The organism is Paenibacillus sp. FSL K6-1096 (assembly GCF_037977055.1).
Taxonomy (GTDB): Bacteria; Bacillota; Bacilli; order Paenibacillales; family Paenibacillaceae; genus Paenibacillus_AQ.
In genome coordinates, this window is record NZ_CP150274.1 from 3,586,343 (window position 1) to 3,608,210 (window position 21,868).

General features: G+C 44.7%; 23 protein-coding genes and 1 pseudogene. 6 read left to right on the forward strand and 18 right to left on the reverse strand.

Annotation, left to right across the window (positions count from 1 at the left end; all coding sequences use genetic code 11):
- Nucleotides 1-90: 90 nt before the first annotated feature.
- Together csaA and MHI24_RS15945 are read right to left on the reverse strand one after the other, a co-directional pair.
- On the reverse strand, nucleotides 91-423 hold the full coding sequence (csaA, locus tag MHI24_RS15940) for a chaperone CsaA (protein ID WP_340026568.1): 333 nt from the start codon (nucleotides 421-423) through the stop codon (nucleotides 91-93).
- Nucleotides 424-688: 265 nt separating this feature from the next.
- Nucleotides 689-1,003, reverse strand: coding sequence for an NUDIX hydrolase (locus MHI24_RS15945; RefSeq protein WP_340026569.1), 315 nt, complete (start codon nucleotides 1,001-1,003; stop codon nucleotides 689-691).
- A gap of 86 nt (nucleotides 1,004-1,089) precedes the next feature.
- Here MHI24_RS15945 and MHI24_RS15950 point away from each other — a divergent pair, with 86 nt between their 5' ends.
- Nucleotides 1,090-1,689, forward strand: a complete 600-nt coding sequence (locus MHI24_RS15950; RefSeq protein ID WP_340026570.1) for a hypothetical protein — start codon at nucleotides 1,090-1,092, stop codon at nucleotides 1,687-1,689.
- 115 nt (nucleotides 1,690-1,804) lie between these two features.
- Here MHI24_RS15950 and MHI24_RS15955 read toward each other — a convergent pair whose 3' ends face one another.
- Complete coding sequence (locus MHI24_RS15955) at nucleotides 1,805-2,647, reverse strand: alpha/beta hydrolase (protein ID WP_340026571.1); 843 nt, start codon at nucleotides 2,645-2,647, stop codon at nucleotides 1,805-1,807.
- Between the two features lie 429 nt (nucleotides 2,648-3,076).
- Entirely contained in the window at nucleotides 3,077-4,699 is a 1,623-nt protein-coding gene (locus MHI24_RS15960) for an amidohydrolase family protein (RefSeq protein WP_340026572.1), read from the reverse strand.
- 140 nt (nucleotides 4,700-4,839) lie between these two features.
- On the opposite strand from MHI24_RS15960, the gene MHI24_RS15965 reads away from it, so the two are divergent.
- On the forward strand, nucleotides 4,840-5,397 hold the full coding sequence (locus MHI24_RS15965) for a TetR/AcrR family transcriptional regulator (RefSeq protein ID WP_340026573.1): 558 nt from the start codon (nucleotides 4,840-4,842) through the stop codon (nucleotides 5,395-5,397).
- A gap of 90 nt (nucleotides 5,398-5,487) precedes the next feature.
- Here MHI24_RS15965 and MHI24_RS15970 read toward each other — a convergent pair whose 3' ends face one another.
- Genes MHI24_RS15970 through MHI24_RS15980 form a run of 3 tightly spaced genes read right to left on the reverse strand, consistent with a single transcriptional unit; the run spans nucleotide 5,488 to nucleotide 7,634 of the window.
- Nucleotides 5,488-6,183: a transglutaminase family protein gene (locus tag MHI24_RS15970; RefSeq protein ID WP_340026574.1), complete on the reverse strand. Its 696-nt coding sequence runs from the start codon at nucleotides 6,181-6,183 to the stop codon at nucleotides 5,488-5,490.
- 41 nt (nucleotides 6,184-6,224) lie between these two features.
- Complete coding sequence (locus MHI24_RS15975) at nucleotides 6,225-6,989, reverse strand: AraC family transcriptional regulator (protein ID WP_340026575.1); 765 nt, start codon at nucleotides 6,987-6,989, stop codon at nucleotides 6,225-6,227.
- Between the two features lie 15 nt (nucleotides 6,990-7,004).
- The gene (locus MHI24_RS15980; protein WP_340026576.1) at nucleotides 7,005-7,634 is read right to left on the reverse strand and encodes a nitroreductase family protein; all 630 of its coding nucleotides are present in this window, start codon (nucleotides 7,632-7,634) and stop codon (nucleotides 7,005-7,007) included.
- A 111-nt stretch (nucleotides 7,635-7,745) separates the two neighbouring features.
- Between MHI24_RS15980 and MHI24_RS15985 the strand changes: the two genes are divergently transcribed.
- On the forward strand, nucleotides 7,746-8,108 hold the full coding sequence (locus tag MHI24_RS15985; RefSeq protein WP_340026577.1) for a winged helix-turn-helix transcriptional regulator: 363 nt from the start codon (nucleotides 7,746-7,748) through the stop codon (nucleotides 8,106-8,108).
- A gap of 922 nt (nucleotides 8,109-9,030) precedes the next feature.
- Here MHI24_RS15985 and MHI24_RS15990 read toward each other — a convergent pair.
- The 4 genes and pseudogenes from MHI24_RS15990 to MHI24_RS16005 all read right to left on the reverse strand — a co-directional run bounded on the left by MHI24_RS15990 (nucleotide 9,031) and on the right by MHI24_RS16005 (nucleotide 11,546).
- Nucleotides 9,031-9,468 (reverse strand): hypothetical protein, encoded by a 438-nt coding sequence (locus tag MHI24_RS15990; protein ID WP_340026578.1) that lies wholly within the window; start codon nucleotides 9,466-9,468, stop codon nucleotides 9,031-9,033.
- Between the two features lie 222 nt (nucleotides 9,469-9,690).
- On the reverse strand, nucleotides 9,691-10,062 hold the full coding sequence (locus tag MHI24_RS15995; RefSeq protein ID WP_340026700.1) for a putative quinol monooxygenase: 372 nt from the start codon (nucleotides 10,060-10,062) through the stop codon (nucleotides 9,691-9,693).
- Nucleotides 10,045-11,004, reverse strand: a pseudogene (locus tag MHI24_RS16000) (WYL domain-containing protein); the annotation flags it as partial. The gene MHI24_RS15995 and the pseudogene MHI24_RS16000, both read right to left, overlap by 18 nt.
- A gap of 44 nt (nucleotides 11,005-11,048) precedes the next feature.
- Nucleotides 11,049-11,546: a DinB family protein gene (locus tag MHI24_RS16005; RefSeq protein WP_340026579.1), complete on the reverse strand. Its 498-nt coding sequence runs from the start codon at nucleotides 11,544-11,546 to the stop codon at nucleotides 11,049-11,051.
- 219 nt (nucleotides 11,547-11,765) lie between these two features.
- On the opposite strand from MHI24_RS16005, the gene MHI24_RS16010 reads away from it, so the two are divergent.
- Nucleotides 11,766-12,869, forward strand: coding sequence for an IS4 family transposase (locus MHI24_RS16010; protein ID WP_340020563.1), 1,104 nt, complete (start codon nucleotides 11,766-11,768; stop codon nucleotides 12,867-12,869).
- 9 nt (nucleotides 12,870-12,878) lie between these two features.
- Here the strand turns inward: MHI24_RS16010 and MHI24_RS16015 are convergent, their stop codons facing one another.
- From MHI24_RS16015 to MHI24_RS16025, 3 genes are all read right to left on the reverse strand, one after another.
- Nucleotides 12,879-13,196 (reverse strand): DUF2834 domain-containing protein, encoded by a 318-nt coding sequence (locus tag MHI24_RS16015; RefSeq protein WP_340020564.1) that lies wholly within the window; start codon nucleotides 13,194-13,196, stop codon nucleotides 12,879-12,881.
- 34 nt (nucleotides 13,197-13,230) lie between these two features.
- The gene (locus MHI24_RS16020) at nucleotides 13,231-13,671 is read right to left on the reverse strand and encodes a hypothetical protein (RefSeq protein WP_340020565.1); all 441 of its coding nucleotides are present in this window, start codon (nucleotides 13,669-13,671) and stop codon (nucleotides 13,231-13,233) included.
- Between the two features lie 181 nt (nucleotides 13,672-13,852).
- On the reverse strand, nucleotides 13,853-14,797 hold the full coding sequence (locus tag MHI24_RS16025) for an MBL fold metallo-hydrolase (RefSeq protein WP_340020566.1): 945 nt from the start codon (nucleotides 14,795-14,797) through the stop codon (nucleotides 13,853-13,855).
- Between the two features lie 188 nt (nucleotides 14,798-14,985).
- On the opposite strand from MHI24_RS16025, the gene MHI24_RS16030 reads away from it, so the two are divergent.
- Nucleotides 14,986-15,399: a MerR family transcriptional regulator gene (locus MHI24_RS16030; protein ID WP_340020567.1), complete on the forward strand. Its 414-nt coding sequence runs from the start codon at nucleotides 14,986-14,988 to the stop codon at nucleotides 15,397-15,399.
- Nucleotides 15,400-15,538: 139 nt separating this feature from the next.
- On the opposite strand, the gene MHI24_RS16035 is transcribed toward MHI24_RS16030, so the two are convergent.
- Together MHI24_RS16035 and MHI24_RS16040 are read right to left on the reverse strand one after the other, a co-directional pair.
- Complete coding sequence (locus MHI24_RS16035) at nucleotides 15,539-17,782, reverse strand: U32 family peptidase (RefSeq protein WP_340020569.1); 2,244 nt, start codon at nucleotides 17,780-17,782, stop codon at nucleotides 15,539-15,541.
- Between the two features lie 123 nt (nucleotides 17,783-17,905).
- Complete coding sequence (locus tag MHI24_RS16040) at nucleotides 17,906-18,361, reverse strand: EVE domain-containing protein (RefSeq protein ID WP_340020571.1); 456 nt, start codon at nucleotides 18,359-18,361, stop codon at nucleotides 17,906-17,908.
- Between the two features lie 177 nt (nucleotides 18,362-18,538).
- On the opposite strand from MHI24_RS16040, the gene MHI24_RS16045 reads away from it, so the two are divergent.
- The gene (locus MHI24_RS16045) at nucleotides 18,539-19,381 is read left to right on the forward strand and encodes a sialate O-acetylesterase (protein WP_340020572.1); all 843 of its coding nucleotides are present in this window, start codon (nucleotides 18,539-18,541) and stop codon (nucleotides 19,379-19,381) included.
- 113 nt (nucleotides 19,382-19,494) lie between these two features.
- Here the strand turns inward: MHI24_RS16045 and MHI24_RS16050 are convergent, their stop codons facing one another.
- The gene (locus tag MHI24_RS16050) at nucleotides 19,495-19,932 is read right to left on the reverse strand and encodes an RloB domain-containing protein (RefSeq protein ID WP_340020573.1); all 438 of its coding nucleotides are present in this window, start codon (nucleotides 19,930-19,932) and stop codon (nucleotides 19,495-19,497) included.
- A gap of 216 nt (nucleotides 19,933-20,148) precedes the next feature.
- Nucleotides 20,149-21,492, reverse strand: coding sequence for an ATP-binding protein (locus tag MHI24_RS16055; RefSeq protein ID WP_340020574.1), 1,344 nt, complete (start codon nucleotides 21,490-21,492; stop codon nucleotides 20,149-20,151).
- Nucleotides 21,493-21,868: the final 376 nt, after the last annotated feature.

Consider the following 21,868-nt stretch of genomic DNA (forward strand, 5'->3'; position numbering starts at 1 on the left):
AACCCCCAAATAAAATGCCTGGCAGCCTATCCCTTTTGTTTCCTTTCCCAATCACAACACAAGGAATAGGCAGAGGCAAATTCAGTGATTTTACGCAATAGGAGTACCATTAGGGAGTTCAGTATCCGGCTTCAACAGAATAACATCTCCTTTTTCCGGGACTCCTCCCAAGACCAGTACCTCCGACTTGAAGCCCGCAATGCGCCGGGGAGGAAAGTTGACGATGGCTATAATTTGCTTCCCTACAATTTCCTCAGCCTTGTAACGCTTCGTTATTTGTGCACTTGAGGCTTTCATCCCGATCTCGGGTCCAAAATCAATCTTGAGCTTGATCGCCGGAATCTTTGCTTCCGCAAAAAACTCCGCCTCCATAACCGTTCCGACACGAATATCCAGTGCTGCGAAATCATCGATCGTTGCCAAACGTGTGGCCTCCTCTACTCCATTCTTTGGTTTACTGCGCTGGGCGGAACGGCTGCAGGAGCCGAATCCACCAGAACTGCGAGATGGGCTTCATACCTCTCTTTGCAGCTTGACGCTACAATCGGACGTTGTTGTGGTAGTATACTCTATGAAATTTACAAAGCCTTTAAAGTTCAAGTAAGCTTCATACCGTAAGCGGATGGCTGGCAGGGTAATGAAATCCAGAACATTCTCCTTGGCCACCCATCTGCAAACACTGGTTTCATTAGAAGTTGCTAACTCTCCACCCACAGCTTTGCACACAAAATACAAACATTACCTTCGTTGGAACATCAGTTACTCCATCATACCACTTATGAACTGCTGTATTTGAGATAACATTGATTAAATGGCTGACAGTGGCGTCTATTCCACTTTCCTCTTTGATTTCACGTATCACGCCATCCATAAGGTTCTCTCCAATTTCAGTTATCCCGCCAGGATACACCCAGCCATCATCATGGGCTTTTACCAATAGGATATTCCCCTTCCCATCCTCAACAATTCCACCTGCCGACACAATATGCGTTGGAAATGCCATTTTGCAACCTCCATTATGAAGTGATTGAAGCGCTCCAGAGAATGATATAATTTCAGTATTCTGCTGGATACGATTGGAGTGACGAAATGAAAATCCTTATTACTCAACCCCGGTTAGAACAGACCATTAATCAACTTGAGAATGAATTACGGAACAACAACTCTGCAGATATAGCGATATTCCCAGAAGGGTACTTGAATGAGAATGTTGAAGCAGCATGTGCTTTGGCCAAACAATTTAATATCATCCTCATCGGTGGCTATCGGAGAATGAATGATAGACCGAAGGATAGAGCCATTATTATCGATCGTTCAGGGACGGTTATACTGGATAGAATAAAATATAGCCCCACATCCTTTGTCGAGGTAGAAGGACTAACCATGGGTCACATTCTGTGTGATGAATTAATTGTTCAAGGAATTAAGAGCGAAAGCGAAACAAATATAGATTTAGTGGTCCACCCGATTGGTGTAGGAATGTTTAGTGAAGAACAATTTCAGGAGTGGATCGATAAAGCCCGGAAAATTGCAATCACTTATCATACGATGATCATTGGTACGAGTCACGCAGACGGCTCCTACGGCGATACTGGCATATCCATACCCATTTCATATTGCTTCGATAAGAATGGAGAGGAGATTTTCATCGCTAAAAATGACGTTCGATCCCGGCTATTGAATACTTGAAAGCTTCCACATGGGGTAACAAAACTATTATTTCTGAATTGATTTATCTTCAAAAGAAGACCACCGCAGTAATCGGCGGCCTGGTTCGCGGTTACTGCGGTGGTCATCATTTATTTTATTTTTGTATTGAAGTGTGCTTCGCTAGCGAATCCATTACAATGTCCCAGTCATCGTAATGAAGCTCATGTCCGGTCCCCTCCAATGCCAGTAGCTTGGAACCCGGAATTTCGTTAGCCAGGTTGGTTCCATGTACAAAAGGGATAATAGGGTCCTCTGTTCCATGTATAATCAAAGCGGGCACACCGATTTCCCCCGTTCTGACCAGATAGGATTCACCGCCAGACAGCAAGGCGTGATTAGTCATACTAGCCGGGTTTGTACTCCTTGTAAATTCTTGTTTAGCCAATAAGCTAACCTTATTCTCGTCGAAGCGATGTTTCGAGCCTACGAGAATTTTGGATCTGTCCACCGCATACCTGACTACCGATTGTTCGTTTGTCCAGTCAACGGCCTCCATATTCGAGAAAAACTCCATAACCTTCTCCTCCATCGGAGGGAGCTGCGGGGCAAAATTGGACGTGGACAGCAGGGTAATCGTTAGCACTCTCTCCGGATGCCTCAGCGCTATCATTTGAGTCAACATACCGCCCATGGACATGCCGACGATATGCGCTTGCGCAACCTTATAGGCATCCAATACTCTAATGGCATCATCCGCCATATCTTCAAACGTATAATCCGGTTGACCCGGTGTACAGGTTGTTGAACGCCCAACATCCCGGTTATCGTAACGAATGACAAAACGGCCTTCCTCCGCCAGGCGCTGACAGAATTCCTCTTCCCACCAAATCATTGAGGATTGAGCCCCCATAATCAATAAAACGGCCGGCTTATCCTGCTCTCCAAAGCTGTCCGTACATAATTCAATTCCATCTATCCTGATGAATTGTTCGTTCATATCGAATCCCTCCAAAGGTCTGTAATAAAAGAAAAAAACACAGGCTATTGGCCTGTGCATATATAATCGAATAAGAACTGGAGAGCCAAGCTACCACTGTCCTCCAATACATATAACTAAATAGGGTTACCGTGAAGGCAAACCATTCTTCGATTATTATGCACACTAAATAGCCTTAAACCACTATTTATTCCCTTGTGCAAAAAATATCGAAGAATTAGTTTAGCACACGTAACCCCTCCGTTCGTATCAGTTAAGTGTATGCTAGCATGGGATAAAGTTGGATGTCAACATTTAAAGATCACGGCTGTTGGGGACCATAACGCTCGCGGCTGCTACAGGCATTAGGCAGAAGCTATAAGCCTTGAACCGGCTGGCAATTGAGGTAACTTCTCAACAACGTTACTGATCAATGGGCCAGCCCCGTTTTTATTCAGCGCTCATGTCTTCCTTAATGGCATCTAGTCCGGTCTTATCGTGATAGGCACCGGCACGTACAACAGCATGAATCTTATGAAGATTTTGTACACTCTCTATAGGATTTGCATCCAGGAGTACAAGATCAGCATTCTTACCTGCTTCTACAGTGCCCATATCATCCAAACGTCCCAGGAACTCAGCCCCGTTAAGGGTAGTCATCTGGAGAACATGAAGAGGTGAAATATCCGCTTTCTCAAGCTCGTCAAATTCCTGATGTATAGAGTTACCGGCATCACGCCAAATATCTCCGCCGCCGCCATCTGTACCAGCCAGCATCTTAACGCCTTCCGAATCGTAGGTCCTTACCAGTTGCAAATAAAGATCGTAGAGCTCCTGCGAAATGGACTCACTCCCATTAGCAAAGAGACCGGCATGTATACGGATTAGAGTTGGGGTTTGCCATGTGTTGTTGTCAACAAATAGATCTGCAAGCTGGATTGCCTTTTCTGCACTATAAGTATCAATTAATTGTTGTAGTTGTGCCGGATCCTTTTCCCCTCCTGAGGTTTTAATGGCCGCATTCATAACTTGTGTGTTCACAAAATTTTGAAGCCCCTTGATCTTCATGAGTTGAACGAAGATTGGATTTGCCGTAATTGAAGGAACCGCGGTTGCCTTTGCTCTTAAGCTCTTCTCGTCAGTTGAGGCAGAGATCAGGGCCCCGTGGTTAATTCCAAAGTGTTCGACGCTGCGGATTCCATTTTCCGCCGCCATTCTTAAGTCCATGTCAGGGAGCACATGTCCGACAACCGGAATATTTAGTTTCTTCCCCTCCGCCAGAACGGCATTAAATACATCCGGCAGAACGCCCCCTATTTTAATAAAGTCCGCCCCTTCCTTTTGCTGCTGGCGGACATAATCCACGGCAACCTTAGGCGTGGGTGCATTCATCGGCGTTAGGACATCACCAGGCATCGAGAGCAGTGCCGGTTGATCCGTAGAACTGGTAAAAGCGCCGGATCTCCATTCCTTCAGAAGCTCTGGTGAACCGCTCATCTGTCTGAATCCGGTCACGCCATTTGCCAGCAACAGACTCATCGCATCTGAGGTGTGCTCCTCCCCGATCATATGCATATGCATGTCCAGGTACCCGGGAACCGCATACTTTCCGGTAGCATCCACAACCTTCGTGTCCTTGTCCGCTTTGATGCTTCCAGCCGGAGCAATCTCTGTGATCTTCCCCCCGGCAGACAGAAGGCTCACGTTAGAAGTTAAATTACCCGTGCGCGTATCCACAACCGTTACATTGTTCAGCAAAAGCTTATAAGAAGCACTGGGCTGTTCCAGGTTCACAGCGGTGTAAGGTTGAATCTCCACCGGAGGCTGGCCGGCAAACAGACCGCCCCATGCGATGACCAGCGCTAAGATCCAATACAGCGGGACTCGCCAGCCATACCAGAATTTTGTTCTTCTCAGCATAATAAGCGAGCCGGCGCAAGCAGCCAGAATCAGATACGCATACCAGCGTTCATCACTGCTGATCATTAACACCAGAACGATTCCGAAAAGAATCACTGATAACATCACAAATCCAATAAAATTTAGAAGCTTGCGTTCTGTTTTGTGCTCCATGGTGTTCCCTCTCTCTATCCGTATTTATACTTCATATGATCGGCCACAGCTTGCTATAAAACTTTATATTGTGATACAAATGTATCATATATTATAGTGAAAACAATACGAAACCGAGAAGTGGAACAGGAGCGATGGTAATGTATCGCATTGGCAAGGATAAGCGGAAAATAAAGTCTGCCCAGCTCGTCTGCATAGGCATGGAACAATTGATGACAATCCGGGATTATAACGACATCTCTGTCACGCAGATAATCAACGCATCCGGCGTCGGAAGAGCTACCTTTTATCGTTTATTTGATGATAAATCGGATGTTGTATTGTACCAGATGGAATCGGTATTCGATGAATTAATCCAACGCCTGGGGGCCCGTACCGATCCCAATGTGGTAATCAAATCTCTATTTGAACTTTGGCTTTCCCAAAAAGAGCTATTTTTATCACTGCTCAAAGCAAATCTCTATGGGGAGTTTCAAACACGGCTTTCCTTTGTAGTCGGGGAAAAACTGAAGTTCATTAAAGAAAGCGTTGGTCTGGATGACAGGAACTGGGAGTATTTTATACACATCCGCGCAGCCATGCTCTTCGCTGCGTTGCGGGTAGCGATTACTCAGTTTAACGAGGATAGTCCGCTGGATATCTCCAATACGCTGAACGACCTTTTCGGCAAACAGCCAACAATATTTAAATCAAATTAGCGCTCAGGGGCAATCCCAAAAACCACTATCAGGGTCGATAGTGGTATCAGTCGAATCTTAGTACATGCTTATCATTGTAATATGGATTGGCTATTTCATCCTACCCTGCCTGATGTGATCAACGTTCCGGTTCATCAGATGCCGGACCACCCGGCTAAAGATTATTTTCTTGAACGGGCTGAGCCCTTGCGGATGAGCCGCGAAGAAGGCATCGGGGCTGTCATAAATTCCGAAATCCTGAACGATGCCTTCTTTTTGGACGTAGGTATCATTTTCGTTCCAATAGATATCCGGCTTTTGAAAATTATCCGTGGCAACGCCATACCCGCAAAATGAACCCGTACACTGTTCAAATTTCTGCTGAAGCTTGGTCAAATAGGGAACATCCAGTATAAATCCCTCAATATTCAACCACTTATCTTCATACAGCACTTCAACCCAGCTATGAATGATCTCCCGGGGGGACAGCTGGTAATACCATCCTTTCATGGCCCCTTTCTGCAGCTTCTTATCAATGGCAAATCCATGCATCCGGCATGGCACGCCCACAGCTCTTAGGAGCGCCATAAACAGCACACCTTTTGTATTACACTGGCCATAGCCATCCTGTAAGACTTCCGAGGCCGGAATATCATCCGCCCGGTTGTAGCCGAACCGGATTTCGTCACGAACGTAGTTATAGATGCCGAGAATCTGGTCCTTTCTGGACATCGCATCCCACCGGCGGCCATGAATAAGTTGCTGGATCGACGGGTGAGAATAGTTCAGCAATCCGGTTTCCTTCAAGTATGCACTCATGGAACACACCTCCTGCACCCATTGTACGGTTAATGCAGACAGGAAACTTTTAAAAAGACGCTATCTTTGCGGATATCCTTCGCCGTCATGCCCAGCAACTGCTTGCTGGTGGCAGCTAAGTGGGACGGACTGTCAAAGCCGGCGGCCATCGCCGCATCCGTAATGCTAAGCCCCTCAAAAATGAAATAGGTTGCCTTCTGCAGCTTATGCAGCACCATGTACCCGCTAAGGGCAATGCCTGTATTTTCTTTGAAGAGATGCGACAATCTGCTGTTGGACAAGCCTAACTGCCCGGCGTATTGACTGACGGAGTGTTCGGAGTCCGTGCAATCTTTGATCAGCTGAATAAATTCTCTTATTCTCGGATCAACAATGGCGGTATTCACCTGCTCTACGCCCAATAGCCTCATAAGCTGTCCCAGAAAAGAACGATAGCTGTCCGCGTCCTTAACGCCAGCATACTCTTGTTGCACAAATTCGCGAATGCTCTTCATCATTCCTTGCGGAAACACATAGTACTGCTCCCCCACCAGAACCCGCTTAAAGCTCGCAGCCATCTCAGAGGTGCTGTCGATCAGAAGGAGCATCAACGGATGTCCCGCCTCTTTTAACCGATGAACGACGTTCGAATTGATAATGATCCCTGGACAACTCAAACCTTGCCCAGCCACCTCAATGTCAAATTCGCCCGTTAATGAGATCGTCACCTGTAAAAAAGAATGCCGGTGGTCTTCCGCATCAATCGAATCCGACACCACCATCAAATGATGCTCCGCTCCATATAAATTCATCATGCTCTAATCACTCCATCACAAAGGTACCCGATCTATAAACGTTATCTCCTCAATATCATGTCTTACAGTAGAATGCCCCTCTTGAATCCCTCTGCCCACACTTAGTAACATAATGTCTTCATAGTGCTGGGGAATGTTGAGCTCTGCAAAAAGAGCAGCTTTATCATAACCTGACATTGTGATGGTCTGGTACCCTTTTTCGTTCAAAATAAGGACTAAGCTCATTGCAGCCAGACTGCCGTCGCGGACCAGCTCCTTTAAATAATCCTGATTAGACATGTTCTGATAATAATCAATAGCTGCATTCGTTAAATACGTTTTCGTCTCTTGAGTGAAATAACCTTTCTCTAGAGCCTGTTCTTGAATAGCTTGGATATTCTCAGTATGAAAAGCACGGTAATCCCCCAAGATCAAAATCAAATAACTGGAGGTTACAACCTGCTCCTGGTGATATGCAATGGGTTTAATTTTAGCGCGTAACTCCTTATCTTCAATGATTAAATAGCGTGTACTCTGAATGTTATTTCCGTTTGGTGATTTGGCTGCCAGTTCAATCGCATCAAGTATTTCCTTTCTTTCAATCGCATAGTTTGGATCATAATGTCTGACTGATTTCCTGTGTAAAATAATATCCTGCACACTCACTTTAACGCCCCCCATAGCTTAGATTTGCTATAATCATCTTATCGGGAGCGTCTGTAATTGAAAATACTGCACTTTATAGTCACTAGGTTACTTCCGAGTAAGGAGGATATCATGAATAAAATAAATACAGGATTTGATGTAGTACAAAATATCATTAGCGGTAAGTGGAAAAGCATCATCCTGTATCAACTGGGATATGAGCAAAAGCGTACCAAAGACTTACTCCAGATTTGTGAAGGCGTCTCACATAAAGTTCTAAACGAACAATTAAAGCAACTGCAACAGGATGGATTAATTCATCGCGCGGTATATGCAGACGAGGTTCCCATTAGAGTAGAATACACCATATCAGACTACGGCCGGACATTCCTTCCATTATTAAAAGAAATGTGTGATGCTGGCGATCACCATCTCGAAAGACAGGGGATCACCGCAGGTAACCCTAAAATCTGCGAGCATTCTAAATCACTGTGAGCGGAATACGAAGGTTAAGAGCCAGGTTTGATCATTAAGTCTATCTTGTCAACATAAGGGGTGAGCTCCTTTAATAACTTTTTTGATTCTGTATCTCTTCAGTGGAAAGCCGGTCCATATGGACACTTCCATTGGAATCAGTTACCTTGGCATTATGAGGTTATAGCACAAGCTACAACCAATCAGAGCCCAGTAAATCTCGATGATACATTGCCAAGAAATGGCTTCACTTGGTGGATTCAGGATAAGCCTAGAGCTATTTCAGAAATAGGAACCACCCTCCCACCCGGGTCCTACCAAATGCTAGGAATAACTGGATGTGCCTGTTTGGTTATTCCTGAACACCGGTTAGTTGCGGTTAGAATGTACAATCAAGTCGGTCCAAACCCACCAGGGTACGACTACTTGGAGGATATTAAGGCATTTGGAGACAAAGTCTTATCGTGCACTTTGAACTAATTATTCATTCCACTCGTCGCTTTACCACTATATATGATACGGTTCAGCTTAGCCGGTCTACCGGCGATAAACAAAGAGCGGCCTGGAAGGCCGCCTCTGTTTCTTAAAAAGATATTCACTCATTAATATGCAGGTCTTTTAAACCAAATAGTAGCTCATCAAATCTAAACGTGTGAGAATTACTTTAACTCATGGCTTGCTGAGGGTTTATCTCGCTCCGATTAGGCTGCAAGGGGTTGTCTTAATTGCAATTCGTACAACTAAATCATCCGATGTGCCGCCAAACCTCCGTTTAGATGTAGTTCGTGCAATTAAAATGCCCCTATACCTGGATTTTCACCGATACGGGCAAATTTAGTTGTACAGACTACAATAAGAAGAGAAAGTCCATCCGTTTCACTGTTTTTAGTTGCACAGAATACACTTATCCCTGTTCTTTTCGATACGAACCCACCTTCATCCCTTACCAGTTTTCATCATTTAAGGTTTTACCTAAGAGCAACGAATTGGGATAATTTTTATGAAATTCTGCTTCATCTACTTTTAAAAAAAACGCTCCTTCAAAAATTAGTTGATTCGTATTAGGCCCGATTTCATCTATGGTTCTTGCTATCTCCGATTCCTTAAAGATACTTTGTTCATCTGCTCGCACGAACATGCCATGAGGTGTATAGAATTGACTAGAGTACCCTTTTGCGATTTTTGATTCTACGGATTCTACGTTTTTTACTAATTCTACGGATTTCACGTTATTTGTTGAAAAATTAGTGTTAACAGGATTTTCAACTGTCTTATTTACGGCTTCCATTTCTGGATAGGCGTCTGCTTCTAAATTAGATATTATAGCCACTCCTGAAATAATAGTCGCTGCAAAGGCTATTAAATACATTTTTTTAAACATATTATTCACGCCCTCTCTATACCAACAATTATTTCCTGCTTTAAAAGATTATATTCGCTGAAATGTAGAACAAATGGATAAGGTCCATAAAGGAAAATATCGAACTATAAATGGCCGACGAACGCGGAACCACCCACGTGGAGTTGGACGAGAGTGGAGCGGCATTTGAGCCGGACGCGGATAAGTACGCCCCGTCGGACGGCTGATTTTACGGCCAACTCTTTATAAGTCTAACCCCTTGCCGCCAACGGGACGGAGCCGAACCGGTTCTGCGCCTGCGATTAAAGGACGGGCGCGTTGAATGACGGCCAGCACTTCTTCGTTCTTGAGCGAGCCGGCATGAGCCTCTGCATCGCTCCACAGCTCAGTGACCCAGATCGTATCAGGGTCATCTACGGATTCATTGATAATGTAGAGCTCACAGCCCGCCATATCCTTCAAGCTGCGTGAAGCTTCCAGCAGTAATGAAACGAGTTCATCCCGTTTCCCGGGGCTGGCCGTCAATTTTCCGTACATCGCAAATTTGTTCATATCCACTCTTCCTCCCTTCTTATCCGCTGATTTTATTTGCATCGCTTCGAAGTGTTTATACATTTCGAGGCTGACCTCAGCCATTCGATTGATTAGTATTTGCGGCTCAAGTATCTTGAGAGACTTCCCATAAGGAAGAAGAAAGTACGGGACATAGGTTTGCAGCGACAGTTCTCCTAGTTTAAAGAGAGCTTCGCCGGGCTGCCCGCGTTCGATCAGCGCATGTCCAAACAGCCAATGCTTGCATAGCTCGTTAAGCGCGTGTTCGTGTCCCTGAACCCTTACGGTGACTAGCGTCTCGGCTTCGAGCGAATCCGGAAGTAAAGAATGCAAGAGAAAATCCCTCGCGGAAAAGGCGGCGGGACGTTCGAAACGGGTATCCGCCGCCTCCAAACGGACGATGCGATCCACCCGGAAGCTTCGGATCTCTTGCCGCAACCGGCAAAACCCTGCAACGTACCATATTCCCTTCCAATGCACAATGCCGTAGGGGTCGAGAACCCGATGGCTGGGAGTAAGCTCCGGTCCTTTGGCATAGTCCATGCTCAGCGACTCTCCCCGGGCTACGGCCTCCTCTAACCGTTTGAGCAATTCAAGTTCTCTCGCGTCCGTGGGTGTCTGGATGACGGCAAGCCCGCTGCTATGTCTATTAATCCGCTCAAGCTGCTCTTCATTCGTGTATCGCTTCAGCTTATCAACCGCCCGGGAGAGCGCATCCGTGAACGGATAGCCCGCTTCCCGTGCGAAGACGGATGCATGTACGAGCGCCTTCTGCTCTTCGGAATCGAAGAGCAGCGGAGAATCGACGAATTCCCCGAGAAGCCGGTAACCGCCGTTCGGACCGGCATCGGAAATAATCGGGGCTCCGCTCGCGCACAGTGAATCAATGCACCGGTATACGGTACGAATATGAATCTCCAAATCGTCCGCAAGCTGCTGCGCCGTCACCCGCTTTCCCGAACGAAGCAACCATAGTATGGACAGCATATTATCCGCTTTTGACAAACCGTTCTTCACTCCCTAGACCATTTGTTTCATTGTAAAGGAACTTAGATTAGAGGCGCTATCCCTTTCTCGGCCCAAGTATCGTAAGTCGGACCATACACATCAGGCACTCGAAGTCCGGCCTGGCGCATGAGAACAGTCATCTGTCCGCGATGATGCGCTTGGTGCATGACCGTATAACGAAGGGAACCTCCGTTCTGCCAAGCTTCCTCGTGTATCATGACCGACTCGCGCAAAGATTCGTCATTCCACTGCGTTCGAACCGCATTCAGTAGATTCTTGCTGACCCGCCGATACTCCGAAGCTATAAATGCAGCAGAATCCGGAGCTTCTTCGCCTCCGGAGGGAGCTTCGAACGTGAGTCCCAAAGCTGTCATGTAGTGCAGCGATTGAACCAGATGCCAAGCGATTTGTCCAAGCATTCGCCGGCCTTCGATAACCTCCTGGCCAAGAGAAGCATCCGTAAGAGCATCCAGTACAGTAGCAGTTAATTCCGCCTCGCTAGCCCATGCCGCAACAAAGTCTTCGATTTTTGTAAACATTTCTTGTTCCTCCAGTCCATTATTGGCTAACACATGACAAGCATACAAAAAAAACACTGACAGTTACGGTCAGTGTTTTTGACTCAACCTGAAAAAAATTATTGGGAGACATGTTTCTCCAAGTGCAGGCCTGTTGATTAGCCAAAAAAAGGTAGCAAAAAGGCCGCTCATTCGGTAAAGTGTTTGTACCCCTACAAACATCCGAAACGAGGCGACCTCATGAAAAAGTCTACTTCAATCTCGAACATTCTGCAATTAGTGATTCCTGAAGAGAAACTCTCACCGTTTCTTCAAGAACTTGAATATGTCGATACAGCAAGAAAGTTTACCGTCTATGACCTCTTTTTATTCTTGGCGGAGGCTTCGTTCCAGCAGTGGGAGGGATATCGGGATGGTGAAGTACGCATGGATTCCAGCGGCCTTAGACCCGTAGACCATTCAACGCTTTCCAAAAAAGCGAAAGATGTTCCCTTCGAGCTTTTTAAGCAATTGCTGAACCTCATGATTGATCTGTGTAATCGCTCGACCCGAAGACATTTAGGGATTCCCAAAGCCTTACTTCTCGTCGATTCCACCAAAATTACCGTCGGGAAAGAACGGCTTCCTTGGGCTCCGCTGAAAGGCGAACGCGCAGGAATCAAATTACACGTGTCGGTGGTGGCCGATGAAGGCCGGCTCTTTAAGGTGACCGAGACCACAGGGAATTCCCATGATTTTAAAAGCTGTCCCGAGCTGATCGACAAACGGTTTATTATCGTAGCCGATCGGGCGTATGGCAGTCACAAACGATTCGATGAGTATCTGGAGCAGCACCAATGCTTTGTCATTCGGCTTCGGGACAACACGCTCTTTCAGTCCCCGGTTGCCCGGATACGAAGCGAACCCTTCACAGGAACTCTCGAACAAGATTTCACCTGCCAATTAGGAAAAGGACAACGGCTTTCCAAGAACCGTTTTCGCGTAGTAATTCTAAGAGACCCACAAGGCAACCCGGTGATTCTTGCTACGAATCTGCACTGGCACTCCGCTGAGCGGATTGCAGAAATTTACAAGAAGCGGTGGCAGATCGAAGTGTTTTTTCGCTGGATTAAGCAGCATTTAAACATTCCAACCTTATTTGGGACCACACCCAATGCTGTGTACGGACAGTTGTATACCGCTTTACTGGTTTATGTGTTATTGAAATTCCTCTTTGACAAAGGAAATGCAGTGGTTCATTGGAGCGCCAAACTAACGTTTGCCGATTTTGACCGCTTATTTACGCTGCAACGATTACCCGTAGAATGGATTACTTTTTTGACTAATAATCTTACATTCCCATAATTTAGCTAATCAACAGGCGTGCTCCAAGTGTAATTGTCGCAGCAACAAGAACAAGGGAAGACCCAGTGAAGGACCTACCAGTAGGGTACCTGCAACCGGCAGCCATAAATATTTCATTCTCTTTCGATTACCTTCTACCACAATGAATCCTATAAGCACGATCGCGGTCACTAAAACATCCATCCATGCAAAAGCCCCGATACGATTACTGGTTATGGCTTCAAGGAGGAGAGGCAAATCGAGGCCGTTGCGCACGACCCAAGGAATGAATTGCGAATAGGGCAAAATGAGTCCAAGCAAAGATAATACTCCGTAAAAGTACTTCAATTATGACCCTCCACTATTTTGTGATTTGTGAAAGTTACGGAAAATCCAGTTCATCATCAATGACACGGAATATCTCCCTGCTCCGCACCGGATACCGGGCATCGAGTTCTTCCCACTGCCGCTTTGGTAAAATCAAAAATTCGTGCGTATCGGAAAAATACGAGGCCTCAAAAAGCCGGATTTCGTATTTGTCTCGAACCAGCTCCTGAAAGCCGCGAATCGTGATATAGCGGTCAGCTCCGGTAAAGGTAAGCGCAATCGAATGCACTTGTCCATTGTAGGTAATATCCAATCCTTTGTCCGTAGTTGTCACCTCAACCGTTTCATCGGGAAGCCGTTTACCGAACAACCGGACGATCTCCTCGTCCTCTTCTCTCCAATCTATGGTGGCGCTGTACGCAAAAGCAAATTGCTCAAGCTGTTGCCCGTCTCCTTCAAATAGCACTGTCAGCTCGCTGTCGCTTGGCATTTTCATCCCGGTATCCTCCTTATTGTTCACTACCAGAGTAGCACATTCCCTGCTCTATGTCCGAATATCAGGTCACTATAAACGGTAAAGATGGACCTACGGGAACCTTCACCGACCGCAAGGGCACAATGCCATGGTGATAGCATTTTTCTAGGTTCAATCGGTGTCCGCTGGGTTGCTGGTTGACTCATCTGTTGTTTTGAACAAGCATACTGTTAAAAAGCCAGCGAAGGTTCCATTTGAAATACTGGGGCAGATGCCAATCCTCATACCCTTTTAATACACCTTGTTCCAGCCAGTAAGACTCTGATTGCCCGCTGCTTACAGCCCTAGAAACATAAGCGATCATTTTCTCCAAAAAGTGTATGACATCTGTGATTCGATCTGAATCAGATATATCTCCGTGCCCTGGAACGACAGTATCGATCTTGAGATCTTGCTGCATGCGTTTAAGGATGCGTATCCAGGCGTACGGATTACCGTAGGGGATGACCGGAATCGTCTTAGCCGATACTAAATCACCTGTAATCAAAGTCCGCTCCTCTGGAACGTACACCACAGCATCACTTAAAGAATGGCCGCCTCCGTAAGACAGCACCTCGATGGTCCGCTTTGTTCCCCGAATCACGAGTTTATCGGCAAAGGTTATCGTGGGGATCACCCTGCGCAGGGAAGGGATCGTATCATACAGCGCACGCTGCACGGAAAGATCATAACCGATTTCAGTGAGCATATGAGGATCTCTTTCCTGTGAACGCATGTGATCTAGGCTAGTTATTAACTTGCGAATATTTTGTTGTATGACATTAATATTCACTTCACCCATGTCAGTAAGCAAATCTCTTGTCCACACAGTAGATATCAATTCGCTCGTCATAAATTCCTGATTACCGTTGACATGATCTCCATGGAAATGGGTATTCACTACGTATTTGACCGGCTTGTTCGTTAGTTGTTCAGCAGTATGACGTAACAAAGCACCAGAATGCGGCAGGTTGGTTGTATCCACTACCACGGTTAAATCTCCAAGATCAATAATTGCTGCATTCCCCAGAGAGCCGCTGCCTGGAACCGAAATAGCTCCCCAGATCCCCTCCGATGCTTGTTGAATCGTGAAATATTCGTTGTTCATTATTACACCCCGTTAGTGTTTATTCCTCTATTCGAATGAGTAACGTTAACTTACAAGTTAGAGTCAACTGGAAGTCAAGAGTTTATTCAGTACAAGGTTGGGGTGAATGTACACATTGGCTTTGAGCTAACTAAAGGCTGTATAATATCTTTCAATATCAGCTTTCATACAGGAGGAACAGAAATCCGATGCTCACCATCAGTCAAGTGTCAGAACAAACAGGACTAACTCCGTATACCATTCGTTATTATGAAAAAATCGGCGTACTACATGAACCCATGCGTAGCAGTGGAGGGGCACGTGTCTACCAAGAAAGCGAGGTTTCCTACATTCAATGCCTGAATAAACTAAAACAATTAGGCTTATCGCTTGAGGAGATTACGGAATTTACTCGTGAGGGCTGTGTCATGGATAAAATTCAACAAGGGGAGAAGCCTTCTACTTATAGTCCTACTTTAAAAAAGCGGATTGAAATCCTTGAGCAGCATCTGATGGAACTGGAATCCAAGCGCCAAGAGATTGATTACATGATTTCTCTCGCCGCAGAGAAGCTTACCCTATACCAAGAACTTACGAAAGAGGACATAGTAAATACTAGATAATGGCCAGTACAATAAACCCGCAGAAAGCCCGTTTACGCATCATTCCGACCAGAGTGTGACTCCCCTGCTCCTATCGTCGATATGCTGTAAATATAGGCTCCTGCGAGCTTTTCTTCGAATGGCCTTCTTTCAAACCTACCTACACAATCTCTTTATTATAATGTCCTCTTGTATCTGTGTCCTGATTAAAGACAGCATGATTCATTGTGCCATTTAATTTGCCTGCGGCCATATGAATGACGTTCATAACCTGCTCTTTAGATTCAACGGTGAAGTTTAACCGGAGCGCCTCGATTCCTTTGATGTCCGGCAGCTCATCCAGAAGATTAAGCGTCTTCCCGTTAAGAAGAGTCGCTGTACAATCCTCATGGGACAGGATCGGGAACGTTCCGTGTTCATCTTTTAGCTCATAGCTCTTCGTTTTGCAGACTCTGCATTGATTCATTTTTCTCATCGGACAATATTTGGTGAACATCAGAGGGGTCTTGCCATATACGATCATTTCAAGTGCAGGATAGCCGTCATTTTCTTCAACATAGGCATTCATCAAATCTTCAATTTGACTCTTATTCAATTCATACGACAAAGTGACCCGCTTGGCACCTAATTTATATAATTCATAGCAACTCGCCGCATTAACAACATTCAGAGAATAGTCCGTAACAAACGGATTGGTTGCTCTGTAGTGATGAATTCCGCCATATCCGCCGATCAGCAGCTGCCCTTCCTTTTCCTCATAATCATTCTGATTCCTTCTAACCACATTGTCAAAATAGATCTCCTTAATTCCACAGCTCACGCAAGCATCATACTGCTCCTGATTCGTTACAGAGGCCGTAAGGTATGGTTTTACAGGGGTAAAGCTGATTTTTTCTTTTGCAGGCACAGCCTTGGTTCTCTTCTGCTGGCTGTTAAGCTTCAAGTCATATAAGCCCAGTACAATATCCCTTCTTGCGGCGTTTAACAGTTTAGCTGGAATAAATGCATTGCGCTCCTCATAATCGACTTGATGAAGCTCGAAGATCGTATCATTTAATCTGGAGAATTGCTTGATGACCTGGTCTTTGGTGGTTGGATTATTAATGGCTTCGCCCAGTATTTCCTCGCTTTCATAGGAATATTCGAAGCCTAAGCCCTCCGCAGCTATGACAAGCTTTGAATCTGGATATGCATATACTCTAATATTGAGTTTAAACCGCTTAAATTCTTTTTCCAGAGATGCTTCTAATTCTTTGGTATAGAAATAATCCTTCGTTTTATAGACTACATCGCCTATAGACATCTTTTCTTTGATTTTGATATAGCAGACATCATCTGCTTTGTTGATTAAGCCGCCAGCTTTATCGTACAGTTTGGCAACGGTCAGATTAATATCTTCACTGTTGTGACTGATGCGAATGGTATCGTTCTGATTTATAGGACGGGTAAGTGTTATTTCATAGGTATCTTTAGTGATCTTGCTGATGGTTCCAATCTCATAACCAAAGTTATTCGGTCTAGAGATGTTTGTAATATTTCTCCGGTCTTCGTGAAACAAATACCCTTTCGTAAAGGTTCGATTGAAGGTTTTTTTCAGATGCTCTTTATCTTCTGCGGTGATTTTATGATCTAAGGCCTTACGATATTTCGATACAACATTAGCCACATACGTCGGCACTTTCATTCGGCCTTCTATTTTCAGAGAATCAATTTCTTGTAAATCATCGGTATAATCGATGGTGTTCAGGTCCTTAGTCGATAAAATATAGCTTGTGCCTAAAGAAGTATCTTTGGTCTTATCAATCAGGTCGTACGCCTTACGGCATGAACCCACACATCTTCCGCGATTTGCGCACCTGAAGCCGGTTAGTCCAGACATTAGACAGTTTCCCGAATAAGACACACATAGCGCGCCGTGAACGAAAATTTCTAAAGGAATGTCCGCTACTCTTTTGATCTCTTTAACCTTTTCAATCTTAACCTCACGGGACAGAACAACTCTTTTCGCACCAAGCTCTTTAAATAATAAAGTTCCGTCTACATCGTCGATTCCCATTTGAGTGGAACAATGCGCTTCCATATCATGAAAGTTGTTAACGATATAATCGAAAGCTGTAAGATCCTGGACGATAATGCCATCCACACCGATTTCATTTAACTCGCGGATCTGCTCCTTCATCTCTTCAACTTCGTTTTCGAACACGATGGTGTTCATCGTAACATAGATTTTAACTTCCCTCAGGTGCGCATACGTCACAGCCTCTTGCAACGATTCCAGATCAAAATTAGAGGAGTATGCGCGTGCACCAAACTTTTGCATCCCTAAGTATACGGCATCACAACCGTTAGAGATTGCCGCCTTCAAAGCTTCCATATTCCCTGCCGGCGCTAATAATTCAGTCATAAATGATCCTTACCTCCTGCTTCAATAACCGCTCCAATTAAGCACCATTAATCATAAAATAAGCACGAAACTGAAGCTGCGGCAAAAAGCACAAGTGTAACGGCAAGTTAAAAGGCCATCTCTTTATTCGATGGCCGCATGCATCGCTTCAGCGATAGTAAAGAAATCTTCTTGGTTGATCTCAAAGTGGCCGGTACGGAACGGGTAGCCCCAATTCCGCTTGCCGCGGGTGAAGGACAGCCGGTCAAGTAAGCCTTTGATTCTTGCTTCTTGGCAAGGAACGTATTCGATATTCCGCCTGTAGGGTACGAACGTCGCGGACATCGCATATTCGTACACATGGTCGTCCATAACCCGGCCAATGGCGGTGAACGCCTGCAACGGCTTGCCGTCTCTTATCTCCGTTCGAGGAGAATAGTACACAAGCCAATCCCCAGGCTGCATTCTGCGTAAAGGTGCAGATTTACCGTGACACATTTGGGCGAAGCCGCCACTAACCCCGCGTTGTACATGCGATGCCGAGACGACGCCTATCCAATAGGAAGGCATTCCCCTCTCGAACAAATCCTCCGTATTCATTGCTGAACCCAGCTCCTTTTTCTTACGCTGAATCCAGCTTACAACAACGCTACTGACAGCGGTCTGTCAGTAGCGTTCGGGCACACAAGGCATAGTCTCATTAATTGATTTTAGTCTAATCAGACAATATAATGATTCAATTAGACTATAATCGTCAGGTAAAGGAATGAAGAATAAATGATAAAATCATTTTTAATGCTGGGTCAATCGAATATGGCAGGCCGCGGATTCTTGCATGAAGTCGACCCTATCTATAATGAAAAAATAAAAATGCTGCGCAATGGACAGTGGCAGATGATGACAGAGCCGATGAATTATGACCGTCCGGTCTCCGGTGTAAGCCTGGCGGCGTCTTTCGCCGATGCCTGGTCGAAAGCTCATCCTGATGAAGAAATTGGTTTGATTCCCTGTGCAGAAGGTGGCAGCTCGTTGAAGGATTGGCATCCGGAGTGCATCCTGTTTCAGCATGCTTTGTCCGAAGCCCGCTTCGCCTTGCGGTCCAGTCAAATCTGCGGAATTCTGTGGCACCAGGGTGAGAGCGACAGTTATCAATCGCTGCATGAAACGTATTACGAGAAATTAACCCTGATCATTGAGACCCTAAGAAGCGAATTGAAGCTTGATGAGGTGCCGCTCATCATTGGCGGACTTGGTGATTTCCTTGGGAAGACTGGTTTTGGACAGCAAGCGACAGAGTATAGACAGGTCAATGAACAACTACAGCGCTTCGCTAACGAACAGCCAAATTGTTATTTTGTAACGGCGGCGGATTTGACCGCGAATCCTGATGGAATTCATATAAACGCGGTGTCGCAACGCAAATTCGGCTACCGCTATTTCGAGGCGTTCTCGAACAAGTATCATGTCCTGGAGCCCCTCCCGGGGGAGGAGCAGTCACTGAAAGTGGAGCGTGAATATTCGAGAACAGAACAGATCTACCTCCATAGCATGGATTTAGCTTTGGGTAAAATCACTTACGCCGAATTCGAGGCGCAGATGGCGAAGATTATGCAGAATTGATTCCGTTAGCTTATACGGTTCTATCGGCGAAAACAAAGGGCGGCCTGCTAGGCCGCCACTGTTGTTTATACTATGAATAGATTTGTGTCACGATTCCGTTGAAAGCTATACAATTAGATCAGTCCACAATCCTTCAATATTTTCTCGATCGACTCGTGAATGGTGAGCGAAGGATTGTCTTTAAAATATTTAAAGCCCTTGTGCTGTAGCACTTGCAACTTGTTTTCTGTATTCCGCTGCATTATTGTCTTGGCTCTTCTTACTGCCGCCTTTACATCGTCCAACGACAATTTGCGAAGCATTCGCTTGAAGTTGTCCTCTTCCTTGTAAGTGTTAAGCTCAGTAAATCGCTCATTGAAGGCGTTATTGATGTGACGCAGATAGTGAGACCGATGTTCGGCATACGCGTTAAAATTATTTTTGTGCAAAGCCATCCAGAGCTCAAAGGTTAGGTTGCTATAACCCATGAGATATTTAATCTGTTTCCCCCTGATACTGTTAGCCTCTTTCAGAAGATCCAAGGTCTCGAGGAACTGTTTAACATGCACCATTTCATGACTTTCGTAGTCGAACAGATGAGTAATTTCCACTTTGTGATGATCGGAATACTTTTAGCATACTTTAGTGGATTCTTTTCTACCTTGCTTCTTATCGATACTTTAATATTAGCTGACGGATCAGCATCTAGATTAGCATTAATTTCATCTTCAAGCCAATCTAAATACCATTTCTCAGTTTCACCCTCTACGGTATAAAAGTACTGCTTATTATCCCTCCGATTTGCTACCATCTTCGACTAGCTCACCTCTGCTCTCCAACAGATTTTCAAAAACAGAGGTAAAGTCGATATCCTTAATTGCTCCGTACTGGTTAACGAAATAATTCTTCATATATTCACTGCCGTTCCTTACTCCGTTCCTGCCAGAGGTACCGAAGTCGGACAGCGAGTAGTGAGTGCTGCAGAAGGATTCATCATCACGTTCTACAAACTTGATCTCATCCCTCCTAAACAAATTCGAGTTAAGGAATATCGGATTATGGGTGTTAAAGATCAGCTGTGATTTTTTCTTATTCACCTCATCATTATGAAATATGTTTACAATACTCATCAAAGCCATCGGATGCAGGGAAGCATCAAACTCATCAATAACCAGAGTGCCACCATTGACTAATGCACTCATAACGACGGGAAACAAATTGACGAAGCGAATTGTCCCATATGACTCAAATACTTCTGCCTGTACGGGCATATTTCCGTTTTGGCCACCTACAAGGGAAACAAGTTTAGGTTCAGAGTCATCATCATTCGCAAGATATCCCAAAGCATTGGAGTTGATCCCGAAAATACGAGCTGCTTCATTAATCGTTGAGTTGATATAGATTGTTGCCTTCTTAGAGCTTAAAGGCAGAGACTGAAGAGAATCTGCTCGGCAAAAGACCATAAACTTATCTTCAAGCCAGTTTTTAATAATATCTGAAAGCTTCGAACTAAACATGATCTTAAAACCATTCATCAGGAACAACTCTGATGGATTTAAATTATTCTTGGCCAAGTTAAACAGGCTTTCTTCATTTCCCTCAAACCCAACAATGACGTACTTCTTAATAACATTCAAATCCCCAAACTCTAACGAAGGATTTCTCGAAAAGACTAGTTTCTCATTAACACTGAGTGTCTCGGATACGACCTTACGCTTGTAATCCTCATCAAGAAAACCACCCAGATCAAGAGACAGCTTATATTCAAACATTAAATCATTTGCAATGAATTTAATTTCAAAATCAACTGGTGTTTTCTTTTGTAAAGAGCGGTTAGGAATCAACTCCAACTGACCCGCAGCAGGGTTCGCTTTTGACTTACTGTCCCCATTACGAATATGCCCTCTTAAAATAATGCTTTTAAGGACATCCATTGCACCAATAATGTTGGTCTTTCCTGAAGCGTTTGGACCGTAAATAACTGCTGAGCTCAAACCCTTATATTCCTTTGAACCAATTTTTTCCTTTAAAATACTGTAATCCAGACCTTTTTGCTTTGGTGCTGGAGTCATTGAGAATACCAGTTCATCTTTAAAGGATTTAAAGTTCTTGGTTCTAAACTCAAGGAGCATAATATCACCTCCATTTTGCATTTATTTTGCAAAATAACATCTATAATATATGCTATGGTAGCCAACAGTCAATTATTCTATACCATTTTGCAACAAAAACGAAAAATAAATTTCGAATGCTTTCATGTCAGTTCCTTCATAATCCTGGATAAAAGCTTCGTAGGCAATCGTTAGAGGTATGATACCTGACTCAGAAAAGAATGATATCATGATGTCATGGGTAACATTCATGTTTTTAACAGTGGAGATGAGTAAATTCTCCTGACATTAGCTATGTTTCGAAGTACTCTTCAAGTGATCAATCTGGGCAGCTAGAACTTTTCACTTTTTTAAAATACCTGTTAAGAGAACATCTCCCTGTGGCATCTCCTTTAAT